Genomic DNA, 16394 nt, shown 5'->3' with positions numbered 1-16394 from the left:
GTTAGGAGTTATGTTAGCCTGCCCTAAATCAGCAAGGTGATCGGAAGGTGGAGCGCGTGCTGTCGACGACCGCTCCATCGTCATTCGACCTCGTCTTCATCGGAAGCGGCATCGCCAGTTCGATGACGTTGCTGGAGTTGGCTTCGGGTCTGCTGAGCAACCCGCCGCGGGAGAAGTTGCGGATCGCCGTCGTCGAGCGTGATGCGCAATTCTGGTGCGGAATCGCCTACGGTCAACGGTCCAGCGTCCGTTCGCTGGCCATCCAGAAGTTCGATGACTTCGTCTACGGAGCCGAGAAGTCCGCGTACACCGCCTGGCTGCAGCACAACAAGCAGCGGTGGTTAGCCCGTTTCAGTGCCGAAGGCGGTGAGGCCGCAAAGCGCTGGATCAACGACAACCGCGAAGCGTTGGACGCCAATCGTTGGGGTGGACTTTACCTGCCTCGCAATGTTTTTGGCATGTTCATCACAGAAGAGGTGAGTGCCGCAATCGCCACTCTCAACGAGCTGAACCTGGCCGAGATAGTGCCCATCCGCGCCGAAGCCGTCAACGCCCGAAGCGCGGCCGGACGCTACATCATCGGTCTGCAGCCGCCTGGCGACGCCCCGACCCAGATCGACGCGCGCGGGGTGGTGCTGGCTATCGGCAGCCCGCCGCCCAAGACAATCCTGGCCGGCAATGTCGAACCCACCTTCACCTACATCAATGATCTGTATTTTCCCAACGGGGACAACAACATCGATCGGCTGCGCGAGTCTTTGGAGCGTGTCGAGCCGGGTGAAAAGTGCAACGTGTTGATTGTGGGTTCGAACGCCACATCGCTGGAAGCGCTCTACCTCCTGCGTCACGACACGCGCATCCGCGACCGCGTTGACTCCATCACCGTCATCTCTCGCTCCGGCATGCTTCCCTACGAAATCTGCGAGCAGCCGCCGGAGTTCGATTTCCCGCGACTGAATTCATTGCTGTCCTCGAAAACCATTGCGGCGGCGGATCTTATGGCGGCCGTTCGTGCTGACCTCGGAACCGCCGAACAACGTTGCCTCAACCTCGCTGACCTGTACGACGGCATCGGCGCCCTATTGGGACGGGCGCTGGGGCAGATGGATTCCGCGCAGCAGGAGGAGTTTTACTGCGTGCACGGGATGAACTTCACCAAACTGGTGCGGCGCGCGGGCCGGGATTGTCGTCAGGCAGCAGACGAGCTGGCCGCCGAAGGCAAGCTCAATATGCTGGCGGGTGAAGTGCTGAGCGTAGCTGCGTGCGCGTCCGGCCAGCCACTCGCCACGGTGCGTTACCGCACCCGGCAGGGCCCGCAGACCCACCCCGAATCGTTTGCAGCGGTGGTAAATTGCGGCGGATTCGAGGAAGTGGACGCATGTTCGTCGCCGCTGCTGACCAGCATGATGCAGAACGGCTTGTGCCGTCCGAATCGCACTAACCGCGGTCTGCTGGTGAACGCCGATTTCGAGGCAAGCCCGGGACTGTGGGTGATCGGACCGCTGATCGGTGGAAACTTCAATTCCACAATCCGCTTCTGGCACGCGGAGAACGCTCCTCGCATCCGTGCGCTGGCAAAATCCCTGGCCGTTCGCCTGGTTGCCTCGATTCGGGACGGTTCGGATTCGAGCAGCGGGGAGGCGGCGCGTCAACGACGGCCGCACCGGCCGCTGCAGCGAGGCCTGGGGCGAGCGGGCATCCGCTCGACCTCGATGGTTAGGGATTGACACCAATGCTGCCCGTAGACACCCGTAGCTTCCTGCGCAGCCTGTACTTCACCGGCCGAGGTCAGTGCAACATCTGCCGACACCGGGTTCGGTTCAGGAGCATTACTCGCATGCTCGGCCGCACCCTCGCCAGGTACGGGTTCCCCTATGGCTTAGATGATTTCGAGGCACTGAACCATCGCCGGTACCTTTGCCCGATGTGTGGTTCCACTGACCGGGACCGGCTCTACAAGCTCTACATCGACAGCTTCCTGCCGCCCGGTCCGAGACGGCGCGTGGTTGAGTTCGCGCCGTCGACGCCGCTCGCGGCTTTCCTGCAGAGCCGGGACGATCTTCATTACCGGACCGCGGATCTGATGATGGACGGCGTAGACGACATCGTCGACATCGTCGACATGCCAACTTATTCCGACGCCTCCGTCGACTTCTTCCTGTGCTCCCACGTTCTGGAGCACGTCTCTGACGATGCCCGCGCACTGGACGAGCTCTACCGAATACTCACACCTGGCGGACGCGGCATCATCATGACGCCGGTGACTCCGGAGGGCAGCTTCGACGAAGATCCCGCGGTGACCGACGAAGGTGAGCGGTGGCGGCGCTTCGCTCAGGGCGACCATCTACGTCTCTACGACCGCGCCACCCTCTGCTCACGGATCCGTCAGAGCGGGTTCGAACTTTCCGCCCTTGACAGCCACACCTTCGGCGAAGAGATGTTCGCCCGGCACGCTATCGCGCCCGGCTCCGTGCTGTATGTCGTGCAGAAGCCTGTGGCGGAGCGACGACCGGCCCCGGTTGCATCTGGCGTTTGACGCGGGCGGCACGCACAAGGCCCTTGACGCTGGACGTGTGGGCGAAGAACCGACGCTTAGCCAGCCGCAACGGCGTCTCGGTCCAGTGGTGCTGAAGCGCCAGCATCGCAACCCGCGGATAGTTCGTGATGGCCTCCAGCAGGACGGTTCGGGCCTCCGGCCCTGGCACCCTGGCGATCTCGCGCAAGGCCCATGCGCACACTTCGCCGACAATCTGCTCACGGACGTCGTCGCCGGGAAAAAGCCCGAGCATAGCGTCGAGCGTGCCAATCACACTTCGGCCTTGCACCGCCCAGAACTTTGAACGGTCGGTATCGGCCAAGTACCAAATGCCTTGCGGGTGACGACGATAAACCGCCATTGTCTCGGGCAGCATGGCGATCCCACCGCCGATCGCGTGCCGCACATGCAAGTACCAGTCCAAAGGCATGATGCCGGCCGGTATGTCGTCGTAGCGCGCCAGGCGCCGATAAACGACCGAGTTGGTCTGAATGAAATTCCGTGCGATTAAAGCATTTACACTGAAGTCGTGCCACCAGGCCTTCGGCGGGAACTCGACGTCGCCGACTCGGCCGTCCTCATGGGACACACGGACAGGGTGGAAGCAGACCGTCGTCTCGGGATGCTGGTCGAGATACGCCACCTGTTTGGCCAGTTTCAATGGGTCGGTCCAGTAATCATCTCCTTCACAGAGCGCGAGGTATTCGCCGCGCGCAGCTGACAAGGCGTCTGTGAAATTGGCTAGGACGCCGATGTTTTCGGACCGAAGGATCGGCCGAAACAGGTCCGGATGACGGTCGGCGTATTCCTGGATGATCTTGGGTGTGGAGTCCGTGGAGGCATCATCGGCGATGACGACCTCAACCGGAAAGTCGGTCTGCTGGGCTACGAAGCTGTCGAGAGCATCGCGAATGTAGGACTCGTGGTTGTAGGTGACCGAAACGATGCTGACCTTCGGGCGCGCTGGCGGCGATGTGGAACCAAGCGTCTTCGTCACCGGCCCTGTCCTTCCCGAACCGCGGCGACGACGCGCGCAACGTCGGCGTCGGCCATGTGATCGTGCACAGGCAACGACACTATCCGCGAGCAAATGTCTTCGGTGACAGGCATTTCGGTGGACTTGAGCAGCTCGCTATTGCTGCTGAAGTACGGATGCCGGTGTTGGGGCGGGTTGTAGTAATCACGAGCCCGGATCCTGTCGCCATGCAGGCTGGCCATGACCGCGGCCTTATGTTCGGGGGACGTGAAGCAGGCGCTGGCAAAGCAGAGCGACGACGTTTCGGCATTCTGCTGGAAGCGCACTCCCGCGTCGGCCAGACCGGCACGATAGCTCTCGAACACGTTGCGGCGACTGGCGAGACGGTTATTGAGGTTGCGGAGTTGGCGCAGCCCGATTGCGGCGTTGATCTCCTGTAGCTTCGCGTTCGTCCCGAAATGCGCGGATTCGCGGGAGTCCGCAAAGCCGAAGTTTTGAAACGTGTATGCCTGCTTGATGATTTGGGGATTGCGGGACGCCAAGGCGCCACCCTCGCCGACAGCGAACGGCTTGGTCGCATGCAGGGAGAAGATCTCACAGTCACCCCGTCCGCCGACGCGGGTGCCGTCCGCGTACTTCGAACCGAATGCGGCCGCGGAGTCTACGACCATCGGCAGATCCCACTCGGCGGAGAGTGCCTCCCAGGCGTCGATCTGCGGGTTCCCGACGCCGAAGATATTGGCCAGGACAATGCCGGCGATCTGGTCGCGGGAACGTTCCAGGACCGACCGGGCCGAGTGGACCGACGGTTGCCAGGCCTCCGCGTCGATATCGATGAACCACGGCCGGTACCCCGTCCACAGGGCCGCCTGCGCTACGCCGACAAAGGTGAATGATGGCATCAGGATGTAGCGGTCGCGATTGCCCGCCCCCAACGTGAGGTGCAGGGCGGCGATCAGTGCCATAGTGCCGTTCGCCGTCGTGGCAACGTGCAAATCCGGGCCCAGATAGTCACCCATGGCACGAGCGAACTGCCGCTCTTTGGGCCCGAAATTGGTGTACCAGTTGGCATCGGCGATCTGCCCGAAATCCTCGGCGAGTTCGGCCGGCCCGGGAAAGCTCGGACGGATGAACGGGATTTCAGCGACCGTCGAGGCGGGTGTGGACCGCGACCGGGGGGCGGTCCGAGATGCGTGCAGCCTGGCCACCCGCTCCAGCGACGAGCCGTGATGGGTCCCGATCTTGTTATATGAAGGAGTCAACTCGGTCTACTAGGTGAGCACGGATGATCGCGGACGATACCAACTCTGAAGCGAGGTTAGCCTAGCCTAGGTTTCCACACGCTGTCCAACGGTGAGTAAGCATATTCAGGGCTAACTCATACTTTTCGAATGAGCTCCGCGGGGTTCGCAGCGGTTGGGGTCGCCGGCGCTAGGGCTGTGCCATTTTCGTCAGGCTGCGGCGATGCAGCGGCTCGCGGTCAGGGGGCTGAGGTGGCGGGGGCAGTAGCGCCTCGCGCCGCTTCACCGGGATGGTCACCGGCTCTTCAGTGCTCAGGGTGACCTCTTCCCCGGCATGCAGGATGGTGAGCTCGCTATCGGAGCCGTCACGCAATGTGTAGGTGACGTTCTCATGATCGGTGTCCACCGTGACCCGACAATCACGCCAGCGCACCCGGAACCGGAGGCGTGAAATCCCATCGGGCAGTTGAGGATCCATCGACAAGATGCCCTGATCGTCGCGCAGGCCGCCGAAACCGGCGACAAACGCTATCCACGCCCCGGCCAGCGAAGCCATGTGCAGTCCGTCGCGGGTGTTGTGGTGCAGGTCGCGCAGGTCGATCAGACCGGCTTCGTAGGCGTAGTCGTGGGCGAGTTCGAGGTGACCGACTTCGGCACACATCACGGCTTGGCTGCACGCCGACAATGAGGAGTCGCGCACCGTCCGGCGTTCGTAGTAGTCGACGTTGCGGGCTTTCTGTTCGGGCGTGAACGCGTGGCTCTGCCACTGCATGGCCAACACCAGGTCCGCCTGCTTGATCACTTGGGAGGGGTACAGCTTCACGTAGGCCTCGTGCATCAACAGCGGGTAAGTGGTGTTCGTCTTGAAGTCCCACTCGGCGAAGGTGGTGAACCCTTCGCACTGCTGGTGTACGCCCAACTCCTCGTCGTAGGGAATGTTGACGGCATCGGCGGCATCTCGCCACACGGCCATCTCCTCGGTCGTGACACCCAGCGCGCCGGCCTTGTCGGGATGGCGCTTGGCGGCGTCGGCGGCGGTGCGCAAGTTGTGTGCCGCCATCAGATTGGTGAACACGTTGTCGCGGACGATGGCCGTGTACTCGTCGGGGCCGGTGACTCCGTCGAGATGCCACACCCCGTTGCGGTCGTGGTGTCCCAGCGAAGCCCACAACCGCGCCGTCTCGACCAATACCGGAAGCCCACACTCCTCTTCCAGGGAGTCGTCGCCGGTGACGATGCGGTAGCGCTCGAAGGCCATCGCGATGTCGGCATTGATGTGCCAAGCGGCCGTGCCGGCCGGCCAGTAAGCGGAGCATTCCTGACCCCGGATGGTGCGCCACGGAAAGGCCGCGCCGTCCAGGCCCAACTCCGCGGCACGCTCCTTCGCGAGGTCCAATGTCGAAGCGCGCCAACGCAATGCATCCGCAACCGCATGCGGCACCGTGTAAGTGAGTACCGGCAGTACGAAGCCCTCGGTGTCCCAGAAGGCGTGACCGTCGTAACCGGTCCCGGTGAGGCCTTTGCTGGGGATCGCCCGGCGTTCGGCCCGGGCGCTGGACTGCAGCAGATGGAACAAGCCGAACCGGACCGCTTGCTGGCTCTCCGGGTCTCCCTCGATCTCGACGTCAGCTGTATCCCAGAAGAGGTCGAGGTAAGCGCGCTGGCCGTCGAGCAAGCCTTGCCAACCGCTGTACCGCGCACTGGTCAGGGCGGCCGAAGCCTGGTCGCGCAACGCCGGGCGGGAGCGCAGGCTGGACCAGCCGTACGCCAGGTATTTGACGATGCGCAGCTTTTGGCCCGGGCGCAAGCCGCAGATCACCGTCGTTCGCGCCAAGTCGGCCCGGGCGTCGGTGTTGACCTCGACGCGTCCCTCGACCTCGACCTCGTGGTCCATGGCAGCAGCCATCATCAGGGCGCTGCTGCGCGTCCGGTGCATGAGAAGTGCTTTGCCCCCGTCGCTTTCGTGGTCGACGGCCTCCAGCGGATTCTCCAGGATGGCAGCCACCCGCGGGTCGTCGGAGGTCTCCGGCTGGTCCTCGTTGGTGACCAGTTCGGATTGCACTGTGACACGGGCGAAGTCGTCGATCGCCTCCACCACATACTCGATGGCGGCAACGCTGCGGTGGACCAGTGACACCAGCCTGGTCGAGGTCACTTTCACCTGCTTGCCGGTCGGCGAGCGCCAGTGCGCCCGGCGAATCATCGTCCCGGCGCGCAGGTCCAGAATCCGTTCGTGGTCCAGCAATTCGCCGTAGCGGACGTCGAACGGCTCGTCGTCGACCATCAATCGGATGATCTTGCCGTTGGTGACGTCGACCACGGTCTGGCCGGCCTCGGGATAGCTGTATCCCGCCTCGGCATAGGGCAGTGGCCGGATCTCGTAGAACGAGTTCAGATACGTGCCCGGCAGACCATAGGGTTCGCCCTCGTCGAGGTTGCCGCGCAATCCGATATGCCCGTTGGACAGCGCGAACACGGATTCCGATTGGGCCAGCAGATTCAGATTCAGTACCGTCTCGCGAACCTGCCACGGTTCCACCGGGAAGGCTTCTTCGGAAATCACGAGGTTTGCCCGCTCTCGTCACCGAGCAGATCGGCGAGATCGGTCACCACGACGTCGGCGCCGTTGTCTCGCAATTCGTCAGCCTGTCCCACCCTGTCGACACCCACCACGTAACCGAAATTACCGGCCCGGCCGGCCTGCACCCCGGATATCGCGTCCTCGAACACCGCTGCGGCGTCGGGTTCGACATCGAGCAACTCCGCACCGCGCAGATAGGAGTCCGGCGCGGGTTTGCCCTCGATGTTCTCCTCGCGCAGGGTGACGCCGTCGACGCGTTTCTGCACGAACCGGTCCAGGCCGGTGATCTCGAGTACATCGCGGGTGTTGGCGCTCGACGACACCACGGCTACGGCCAGACCGGCCTCGGCGACGGCCTCCAGGTAGCGTCGCGACCCGTCGAAGACCTTGACGCCGTCTTCGCGCAACACCTTCTGGAACATGTCGTTCTTCCGATTCCCCAAACCGTGAATGGTCTCCTCGTCGCTGGAATCGTCGGCATCGCCGTCGGGCAAGTCGATGTCGCGGCTCTCCAGGAAGGACCGAACGCCGTCTTCACGTTTCTTGCCGTCCACGTACTGGCGGTAATCGCTGTTGGGATCGAAAGGCACGAATTCTTCTCCCGTGCTTTCGGCCCGCTGGGACAGGAAGGAGTCGAACATGTCCTTCCAGGCTTTGGTGTGCACACTGGCGGTGTCGGTGAGCACACCGTCGAGGTCGAACAAACAGGCACGCACCTTTTCCGGCAGACCCAGCGCTGAAGCCACGGGTGGAACCTCGCTTTCCGTTGTCGGCTATCTCACTCCCATGCCCAATGCTGCGGCGGCGGAAACTATGAATCAATCAAGCCATGTTTACGAGCGACCTCTTCGAAGCTACTGCGCACGGCGAGTATCTGTTCGGCGTTCAAAGCCGGCGTTATGTGCAATAGCTTTTCGGTGATCATGTGGCGGAATTCGTCGGCGGAAAGGACGTCGAAATATTCGTCACCGGCCGATGATGCGTCATCGAACGCGGCACCGTTATCGTTCGCCGGGCGCACCCCACGGGCGAACTTTCCCCGATCTCCTTCATCGATTTCAAAGGAGACCTGCGCGCCCCGTACTGCCCGTTGTTTTTCCATTTCAAGGTCGTTGACGTGCAGGAAAACGTCCTCACCACCGATATCAGGTGTGATGAAGCCATAACCGCGCACGCCGTCGAAACGCACTATTCTTCCCGTGACTCGCACTTTTCGACCCTTCACCACTCGCCCGTCAGTGACGGCAAGTATACCGTCGCGCCCAAATCGTCAGGGCGGCCGATTCAATGCCGGGGCGCCAGCATTTGTTGAATAGCTTTGCGGCAGTGGCGGAATCGTAATTGCTGATGAAATGGATTGAGCGATGCGGGACCGCTTGGCCAGAGCCACTACACTGAGTGCCCGTGGAATCAGCCTCGCCGCGGCCCGTGTTGGTGGTCGACTTCGGTGCACAGTATGCCCAGTTGATCGCTCGCCGGATCCGCGAGGCCCGGGTGTTCTCCGAGGTCATTCCGCATACCGCCTCGGTCGAAGAAATCCAAGCCCGCGATCCGCTGGCGGTGGTGTTGTCCGGCGGGCCGGCGAGCGTCTACGCCGAGGGTGCCCCGCAACTGGACCCCGCCCTGTTCGACCTCGGCCTGCCCGTGTTCGGCATCTGCTACGGGTTCCAGGCCATGGCGCAGGCACTCGGGGGCACCGTCGCCCGCACGGGCACCAGCGAATACGGCCGTACCGAGCTGAAAGTGCTTGGCGGTGAACTGCATTCGGATCTTCCTGGAGTCCAGCCGGTGTGGATGAGCCACGGCGACGCGGTCACGGCGGCGCCGGACGGATTCCAGGTGGTCGCCAGCAGCGCAGGGTCGGCGGTGGCCGCGTTCGAGGCGCGCGAACGTGGTCTGGCCGGTGTGCAGTACCACCCGGAGGTGATGCACACACCGCACGGGCAACAGGTCCTCAGCCGGTTCCTGCATGAATTCGCCGGGATCGGTGCGGAGTGGACGCCCGCCAACATCGCCAATGCGCTGATCGATCAGGTACGCGAACAGATCGGGGACGGCCACGCCATCTGCGGACTGTCCGGTGGGGTGGATTCCGCGGTGGCCGCGGCGTTGGTGCAGCGTGCCATCGGTGACCGGTTGACCTGTGTTTTCGTTGATCACGGATTGTTGCGGGCCGGGGAGCGCGCCCAGGTGGAGCGGGATTTCGTCGCCGCCACCGGGGCGAATCTGGTTACCGTCGACGCCGCCCAGACCTTTCTGGATGCGCTGTCGTGTGTGACCAATCCCGAGGGCAAGCGCAAGATCATCGGCCGCCAGTTCATTCGGGCTTTCGAGGGTGCGGTCCGAGACATCGTGGGAGACAGTGGATCTGAGGTCGAGTTTTTGGTGCAGGGCACGCTGTATCCCGACGTGGTGGAGTCCGGTGGCGGCACCGGCACGGCGAACATCAAGAGCCACCACAACGTCGGCGGCCTGCCCGACGACTTGACTTTCGTCCTTGTCGAGCCGTTGCGCCTGTTGTTCAAGGATGAAGTGCGCGCGGTTGGACGGGAGTTGGGTCTGCCGGAAGAAATCGTTGCGCGCCAGCCGTTTCCAGGTCCTGGACTGGGTATCCGGATCGTCGGCGAGGTTACCGCGGCGCGGCTGGAGACACTGCGGCGCGCAGATTCGATCGCCCGGGAAGAGCTCACCGCGGCCGGGCTGGACAACCAGATCTGGCAGTGCCCGGTGGTGTTGCTGGCCGACGTCCGCTCGGTGGGTGTGCAGGGTGACGGGCGAACCTATGGGCACCCGATCGTGCTGCGACCGGTGTCCAGTGAAGACGCCATGACCGCTGACTGGACCCGAGTCCCCTACGAGGTGCTCGAGCGCATCTCGACCCGCATCACCAACGAGGTGCGCGAGGTCAATCGGGTGGTGCTGGACGTCACCAGCAAACCGCCCGGCACCATCGAGTGGGAGTAGCCCGCCCGGCTGATTGGCCTACGACGGCCTCCACGCTGGGATACGATGTCGCGGTGATTCCGGGCCTGTCGGCAGCTCAAGCGGAGCGTCGCGAATTTTGGGGTGAGCTGTGTCCGGGAATGTCGATCGAGTGCGGCCGCGTCGCGACGTCCGCGACAGTCGGGGACCTCGATGCGTTGTTCGCCAACCTGAAGCGTGAGGGTTACGTGCAGGTCCCGGGCGCCCTTGCCGAGTCGGCTATCGCGCCGATCCGCTACGCCGTATCGACGCTTTTCCAGCGCGGGATCCCGCTGGCGTTCGCTTTCGTCTATGACGAGTTATGGCTTGCGTTCCAAGGACTTTCGCAGTTCCTGACATCCGTGCTCGGGGAGGGGTACTTGGCGCTGCCCGACTTCTGGGTCTGGCATGTCAACCCCAACGAGAACGCTCTGGGCTGGGGCCCGCACCGCGACCGGTTGATACCGACGATCGACGCTGACAACTCACCGCAGACGCTTACCGTGTGGCTGCCTTTCACCGATGCCACCCCGCTCAACGGCTGCATGTACATGCTGCCCGCCCACCTCGACGACCGATTCCGGCAACGTCGGTGGGACGGGAAGGACAACACCGTCGTCCACAACCCCCAGGACATCAGAGCGCTGCCCGCGACGGCAGGCTCCATGCTCGCCTGGAATCAGGCGGTTCTGCATTGGGGTGGGCGTGGCAGCCGGCTGGGGACGGCGGCGCGGATCAGCGCTGCGTTCGAGTTCCAGCGGGCCGACCGGCTCCCGTTCAACAACCCGCTGCTGGATCCGGGTCGGATGCCGACGTTCACCGAGCGGCTGGGGCTCATCGGCAAACAGGTTCTGCAGTATCGCCACATGTATCCACTTACCGACGACGTCGCGGAAATCGCCACGTCGCTGTTCCAGCGGTTCATGCCCGGAACCGTGGCCCCGATGGGTGCCGCTGCGACCCGTTGATCTCGTCCCTGCCGTGTGCGGGGATATCGTCCCGGACATGTCCGGAGATCTCGTCCGTGCGGAGTACGGAGATTTCCGCCGTGCGGAGTGCGGAGATTTCAGCCGTGCGGAGATCTCGGCCGTGCCATGCCGGAGAAGGACATGGGTTCTTTGCCCGGCTTGCAGCGACACTTATGACAGCAGCCGGGTGCCGGCTTGCCCTGCGTGACAGGTGGGACTCCTGTGACAGCAAAGTAGACCCCACTACAACCAGCAGCCACACCAGCATCGAACGCCTAAACAGCCTCTCGCGTTGCTTGACGCTTGTCGGAGGGCAGGTGTTTACTTCGAATCAGATCGAACATACTTTCGAAAAAATCTGATCAGGAGGCTGGTGTGACCGCGGCTTTTGCCTCCGAAAATCGGGCTCACCAGCTCGAATCGCTGCGTCGAAGAATGGCGGCGATCTCCGGGAAGGATTTCGCTCAAACGGCGGGGTTGCTGCCGACAGGGCCAGCGCGGTTACCCCGGGGCACGGTGGCGGTGCTGTCGGGAGCGCGGTCCCTGTTGCTGCGCATGGTGGCTACGGTGACAGCGGACGGAGGCAACGCCGCGATCGTCGGCCAACCGGACATCGGGTTGCTGGCGGCCGTGGAAATGGGTGCGGACCTGAGTCGGCTCGCGGTGATACCGGATCCGGGAAACGACCCGGTGGAAGTGGCCGCGGTGCTCGTCGACGGCATGGATCTGGTGGTACTCGGTCTGGGCGGGCGCCGGGTCACGCGGACACGGGCGCGGGCAGTGGTGGCCAGGGCCTGGCATAAAGGATGCACGGTGCTGGTTACCGACGGTGACTGGGAAGGGGCTTCAACGCGACTGGAAGCCCGGGTCTGCGGCTATGAACTCAGTGCCGGCAGCCGTCCCGGGTTCGGGCGCATCAGTGCGGTGCGGCTGCAGATCAGTGGTTGCGGACGGGCAATCGGCCGGGGCCGTACCGGGTGACCCTGATGGTTTCTTCCTCTGGCCCCGCTGATTCCCGCACTTTGGCGATCTGGTGCATGGACTGGCCCGCGGTGGCGGCGGCCGCGGCCGCCGGCCAGTCCGCAACGGCCCCGGTAGCTGTCACCTTGGCAAACCGGGTGATTGCATGTTCGGCCACAGCGCGTGCGGCCGGGGTGCGACGCGGGTTGCGGCGCCGGGAAGCGGCCGCTCGGTGTCCGGAACTGCACATCGCGGCCGCCGACGCCGATCGCGACGCCCGCTTCTTCGAGGGAGTGGTCGCCGCCGTGGAAGATCTGGTGCCCCGCGCCGAGGTGCTGCGGCCCGGGCTCTTGGTGCTGCCGGTGCGGGGTGCCGCCCGGTTCTTCGGGTCCGAACAGCAGGTGGCCGAACGGCTGATCGACGCCGTCGCGGCGGCCGGCGCCGAGTGTCAGGTCGGCGTCGCCGACGGGTTGTCCACTGCGGTCTTCGCTGCGCGGGCAGGTCGTGTCGTGGAGCCGGGCGGCGACGCACGGTTCTTGTCACTCCTGTCGATCCGCCAGCTCGCCACCGAGCCGAGCCTGTCCGGTCCGGGACGCAATGAGCTGACGGACCTGTTGTGGCGGATGGGAATTCGCACCGTGGGGCAATTCGCCGCGTTGTCCCGCACCGACGTCGCTTCGCGGTTCGGGGCCGACGCGGTGACCGCTCACCGGTTCGCCCGCGGTGAACCGGAGCGAGGGCCATCCGGGCGGGAGCCACCGCCGGAGTGGGGGGCCGTGCTGGACTGCGATCCACCCATCGACCGGGTCGACGCCGCGGCGTTCGCCGGCCGTTCGCTGGCCGCCACGCTGCACCAAGCGCTGCTGGCCGCCGGGGTGGGATGCACGCGGCTGGCCATCCACGCCGTCACCGCAAACGGCGACGAGCTGAGCCGGATATGGCGATGTGCTGAGCCGTTGACCGAGGACGCCACCGCCGACCGGGTGCGCTGGCAACTGGACGGCTGGTTGAGCCATCGGCTGAGTCGAGGCCGGCCCCTGGACGCACCGCTGACACTGTTACGGCTGCAGGCAGTCGAGGTGGTCTCGGCCGAGGCGTTGCAGCTGCCGCTGTGGGGTGGACTGGGGGAGGAGGACAGGCTTCGAGCCCGACGGGCGTTGGTGCGGGTTCAGGGTCTGCTGGGGCCGGAGGCGGTGCAGGTGCCGGTGTTGTCCGGGGGTCGCGGGCCGACGGAGCGCATCACATTCACTCCGTTGGGTGACGAGGTGGTGCCACGGACCGATCCGGGGCAACCGTGGCCCGGCCAACTACCTGAGCCGTCACCGTCGGTACTGGTTGATGATCCAGTGGAATTGCTTGATGCACAAGGAAACCCGATACGAGTCACCAGTCGCGGGCTGTTCTCCGCCGATCCTGCCCGACTGACGGTCCGCGGGCAGAACGACCAGCTGCGCTGGTGGGGCGGGCCTTGGCCGGTCGACGAGCGGTGGTGGGACGACCGGCCCGAGGCCGGCCAAGGGGGCACCCGGGTCGCTCGTGCCCAGGTGTTGCTGGAAAGCGAGCGGGCTCTGCTGCTGTGCTATCGACAGAGGAGGTGGTATCTGGAGGGGATCTACGAATAACTCATTGAATCGATCTGCTTGTGGCAGAGCGAAATTCGGCCGAACGGCGTGATGCACCCGTAATCTGTAACATTTACGTAATGATGAAGCCGCGGTGGAGCGGTTACCCGGCGGAGCGCGCCTTGCGCTTGTTCAGGAAGTCTGACCAGGAAACGACCTCGGGGTGCTCCTTGAGCAGCGCCCGTCGCTGCCGCTCGGTCATGCCGCCCCACACGCCGAACTCGACCTTGTTGTCGAGCGCATCCGCGCCACATTCCTGCAGTACGGGGCAGTGGCGGCAGAGGGCCGCGGCTTGGCGCTGCGCGGCGCCGCGTACGAACAGCTGGTCCGGATCGGTGTTCCTGCACAAGGCTTTCGAGACCCACGCCCGTTCGCCGGAATCCTGTGCGTCGGGAGAGTTGTTTACCACGACGAGATTGGTCCGCCGCGCGATCGGCCTGGTTCCTGACACCTGCTGTTCCCTTTCTCCCGGCCGCGATTGCGACCGCTCCCCTGTGCCAGACCAGCTCCGGTGCGTGATCTGAATCTCACTGTGCTTCTAAAATAGGTACTGCGGTCCCATTTTGCAATACCTGGCGCAGAAATTTTTGGCACCAGCGTGCCATCCTGAGTTGTTTGACCTCGGATTCCGCCCTTGGTTCCTGCGGCGTGCCCGGCAGTCGGCTCGGTTAGCCCCTCCCGGGCGACTCAGCCGGCCGACTCTGCAAACGCGGCAATCCGAGTGATGAGTCGATCCATAAACGATGCAGTATCGACACGAATACCGATGTGTGCGTTAGGGCTTTTGCTTTCCCATGCGGCGGTCGTGATACCTCGGTCATCGGCCAGATCGACGGTCACGTTCGCTGCCCGGGTCACCACCAGCTGCGGGTCCAACGCGACCGCCGCGGCAAGGGGATCGTGCAGGTGAGCGAGATAGCCCAGGCCACGGTCGCGGTGCACCTCGAAATAGAAGCGCATGGCATCTTGAATGAACCGGCTCACCGGATTCGGCCCGGACAGCCGGGCGAGCAGGTCCGGGGTCATCGCCACGGTACGGGTCAGGTCCAGGCCGCACACCACCGGTTGGCGCCGCTGGCCTGCCCAGGCCGCAAGCACCTCAGCTGTCGCTTCCGGATCCACCTTCACGTTCCACTCGGCTTCCCGGTCAGTGTTTGTCCCGTCGCCGTACATCCCGCCCATGATCACCAACCGGTGCAGCAGTTGAGGGAGCGCGGGCTCGACTCGCAGCGCGAGTGCCAGATTGGTCAACGGCCCCGTCGCCACGCCGATCAGTTCGCCGGGATAGCGGTGCGCAGCGCGCACCCAGGCCGTCGCGGCGTCGTGAGCTGTGAGCGTCCGATCGCTGGCGGGCAGCTCGGCGTAGCCTAAACCGCTGCGCCCGTGGAAGTTTCCGCGCCGCGGGCCCGGCCCGGCCAGCGGCTGATCAGCGCCCCGTGACACCGGAACATGCGTCGCGCCGCACAACTGCAGCAGGTCGAGATTGTTCGCGCACACCTGATCCACTGCCAGGTTGCCACCGGTCGAGGCGACGCCGATCAGATCGGCGCCGCTGGCCAACAGATAGATCAGCGCGATCGCATCGTCAATCCCGGTGTCGACGTCCGCGAACACCGCACTCACGGCGCCACCCTACGCCGGGATTACGCTGGCGGGATGCCGGACGACCTGAAGCCGCATTTCGACGATGTGCAAGCGCATTACGACCTCTCCGACGAGTTCTTCCGTTTGTTCCTCGATCCCACCCAGACCTACAGTTGCGCCTACTTCGAGCGCGAGGACATGACGCTGGAAGAGGCGCAGATCGCCAAGATCGATCTCGCTCTGGGCAAGCTCGGGCTGCAGGCGGGTATGACATTGCTCGACGTCGGATGTGGTTGGGGCGCCACCATGCGCCGGGCGATCGAAACCTACGACGTCAACGTCGTGGGTTTGACGCTATCCAAGAACCAGGCCGCGCACGTCCAGCAGACATTCGACGAACTGGACACCACGCGCACTCGCCGGGTGCTGCTGCAGGGCTGGGAGCAGTTCGACGAACCGGTCGACCGAATCGTCAGTATCGGCGCGTTCGAGCATTTCGGACACGAGCGCTACGATGCGTTCTTCACGTTGGCCCATCGCCTGATGCCGGCCGACGGAATCATGCTGCTGCACACCATCACCGGACTGCATCCGCTGGAGATGAAGGAACGCGGCATGCCGTTGTCGTTCACGTTCGCTCGCTTCGTCAAATTCATTGTCACCGAGATCTTTCCGGGCGGACGTCTGCCGTCTATACCGATGGTGCAAGAGCGGGCCACCGCCAACGGCTTTCAGGTCGCCCGCGTGCAGTCGCTGCAGCCGCACTACGCCAGGACGCTCGACATCTGGTCAGCCGCGCTGGAGGCGCACAAAGACCAGGCCATCGCGCTGCAATCGGAGGAGGTGTACGAGCGGTACATGAAATACCTCACCGGATGCGCGGAGATGTTCCGCATCGGCTACATCGACGTCAACCAATTCACCTGCCAGAAGTGACTCTGAACAGGTCGCGCGGGTAGGCGCCG

General features: G+C 64.2%; 13 protein-coding genes and 1 pseudogene. 7 read left to right on the top strand and 7 right to left on the bottom strand.

What is annotated here, in order from left to right:
- Positions 1 to 56: 56 nt before the first annotated feature.
- Together A5636_RS00655 and A5636_RS25145 are read left to right on the top strand one after the other, a co-directional pair.
- Positions 57 to 1613, top strand: a pseudogene (locus A5636_RS00655) (FAD/NAD(P)-binding protein); the annotation flags it as partial.
- A 311-nt stretch (positions 1614 to 1924) separates the two neighbouring features.
- The gene (locus A5636_RS25145; protein ID WP_172827126.1) at positions 1925 to 2536 is read left to right on the top strand and encodes a class I SAM-dependent methyltransferase; all 612 of its coding nucleotides are present in this window, start codon (positions 1925 to 1927) and stop codon (positions 2534 to 2536) included.
- On the opposite strand, the gene A5636_RS00645 is transcribed toward A5636_RS25145, so the two are convergent.
- The 5 genes from A5636_RS00645 to A5636_RS00625 all read right to left on the bottom strand — a co-directional run bounded on the left by A5636_RS00645 (position 2454) and on the right by A5636_RS00625 (position 8523).
- A complete protein-coding gene (locus A5636_RS00645; RefSeq protein WP_065156770.1) occupies positions 2454 to 3533 on the bottom strand; it encodes a glycosyltransferase in 1080 nt (359 codons plus the stop codon). The two genes, A5636_RS25145 and A5636_RS00645, sit on opposite strands and share 83 nt — an antisense overlap.
- The gene (locus tag A5636_RS00640; protein ID WP_065156805.1) at positions 3530 to 4720 is read right to left on the bottom strand and encodes a DegT/DnrJ/EryC1/StrS family aminotransferase; all 1191 of its coding nucleotides are present in this window, start codon (positions 4718 to 4720) and stop codon (positions 3530 to 3532) included. Before A5636_RS00640 ends, A5636_RS00645 begins: the two co-directional genes overlap by 4 nt.
- Positions 4721 to 4943: 223 nt before the next feature.
- Positions 4944 to 7316, bottom strand: a complete 2373-nt coding sequence (locus A5636_RS00635; RefSeq protein WP_065156769.1) for a glycoside hydrolase family 65 protein — start codon at positions 7314 to 7316, stop codon at positions 4944 to 4946.
- The gene (locus A5636_RS00630; RefSeq protein ID WP_065156768.1) at positions 7313 to 8080 is read right to left on the bottom strand and encodes a beta-phosphoglucomutase family hydrolase; all 768 of its coding nucleotides are present in this window, start codon (positions 8078 to 8080) and stop codon (positions 7313 to 7315) included. Before A5636_RS00630 ends, A5636_RS00635 begins: the two co-directional genes overlap by 4 nt.
- A 65-nt stretch (positions 8081 to 8145) precedes the next feature.
- Positions 8146 to 8523, bottom strand: a complete 378-nt coding sequence (locus tag A5636_RS00625) for a cold-shock protein (protein WP_253900432.1) — start codon at positions 8521 to 8523, stop codon at positions 8146 to 8148.
- Between the two features lie 209 nt (positions 8524 to 8732).
- On the opposite strand from A5636_RS00625, the gene guaA reads away from it, so the two are divergent.
- The 4 genes from guaA (at position 8733) to A5636_RS00605 (ending at position 13845) form a co-directional block, all read left to right on the top strand.
- Positions 8733 to 10298 carry a glutamine-hydrolyzing GMP synthase gene (gene guaA / locus A5636_RS00620; protein ID WP_172827125.1) on the top strand — a complete coding sequence of 522 codons (1566 nt, stop codon included), beginning with the start codon at positions 8733 to 8735 and terminating at the stop codon, positions 10296 to 10298.
- Positions 10299 to 10351: 53 nt separating this feature from the next.
- Positions 10352 to 11263 carry a phytanoyl-CoA dioxygenase family protein gene (locus A5636_RS00615; protein WP_065156802.1) on the top strand — a complete coding sequence of 304 codons (912 nt, stop codon included), beginning with the start codon at positions 10352 to 10354 and terminating at the stop codon, positions 11261 to 11263.
- A 375-nt stretch (positions 11264 to 11638) separates the two neighbouring features.
- Positions 11639 to 12244, top strand: coding sequence for a hypothetical protein (locus A5636_RS00610; RefSeq protein ID WP_065156767.1), 606 nt, complete (start codon positions 11639 to 11641; stop codon positions 12242 to 12244).
- 5 nt (positions 12245 to 12249) lie between these two features.
- Positions 12250 to 13845, top strand: a complete 1596-nt coding sequence (locus A5636_RS00605; protein WP_172827124.1) for a DNA polymerase Y family protein — start codon at positions 12250 to 12252, stop codon at positions 13843 to 13845.
- A gap of 103 nt (positions 13846 to 13948) precedes the next feature.
- Here the strand turns inward: A5636_RS00605 and A5636_RS00600 are convergent, their stop codons facing one another.
- On the bottom strand, positions 13949 to 14296 hold the full coding sequence (locus tag A5636_RS00600) for a WhiB family transcriptional regulator (RefSeq protein ID WP_065156765.1): 348 nt from the start codon (positions 14294 to 14296) through the stop codon (positions 13949 to 13951).
- 236 nt (positions 14297 to 14532) lie between these two features.
- The gene (locus A5636_RS00595) at positions 14533 to 15468 is read right to left on the bottom strand and encodes a nucleoside hydrolase (protein ID WP_065156764.1); all 936 of its coding nucleotides are present in this window, start codon (positions 15466 to 15468) and stop codon (positions 14533 to 14535) included.
- Positions 15469 to 15501: 33 nt separating this feature from the next.
- Here A5636_RS00595 and cmaA1 point away from each other — a divergent pair, with 33 nt between their 5' ends.
- The gene (cmaA1, locus tag A5636_RS00590; RefSeq protein ID WP_065156763.1) at positions 15502 to 16365 is read left to right on the top strand and encodes a cyclopropane mycolic acid synthase CmaA1; all 864 of its coding nucleotides are present in this window, start codon (positions 15502 to 15504) and stop codon (positions 16363 to 16365) included.
- Positions 16366 to 16394 lie beyond the last annotated feature (29 nt).

Origin of the sequence: Mycobacterium asiaticum, assembly GCF_001673315.1 — a bacterium.
In the GTDB taxonomy this organism is placed as follows: Bacteria; Actinomycetota; Actinomycetes; order Mycobacteriales; family Mycobacteriaceae; genus Mycobacterium; species Mycobacterium asiaticum_B.
Note: the sequence above shows the minus strand (reverse complement) of the source record. Positions and strands in the feature narration are given on the sequence as shown.

Bases quoted from the DNA above. Each gene is read 5' to 3' on its own strand.
- A5636_RS25145 (WP_172827126.1), top strand. From the start codon at position 1,925: ATGTGTGGTTCCACTGACCGGGACCGGCTCTACAAGCTCTACATCGAC.
- A5636_RS00605 (WP_172827124.1), top strand. From the start codon at position 12,250: ATGGTTTCTTCCTCTGGCCCCGCTGATTCCCGCACTTTGGCGATCTGG.
- cmaA1 (WP_065156763.1), top strand. From the start codon at position 15,502: ATGCCGGACGACCTGAAGCCGCATTTCGACGATGTGCAAGCGCATTAC.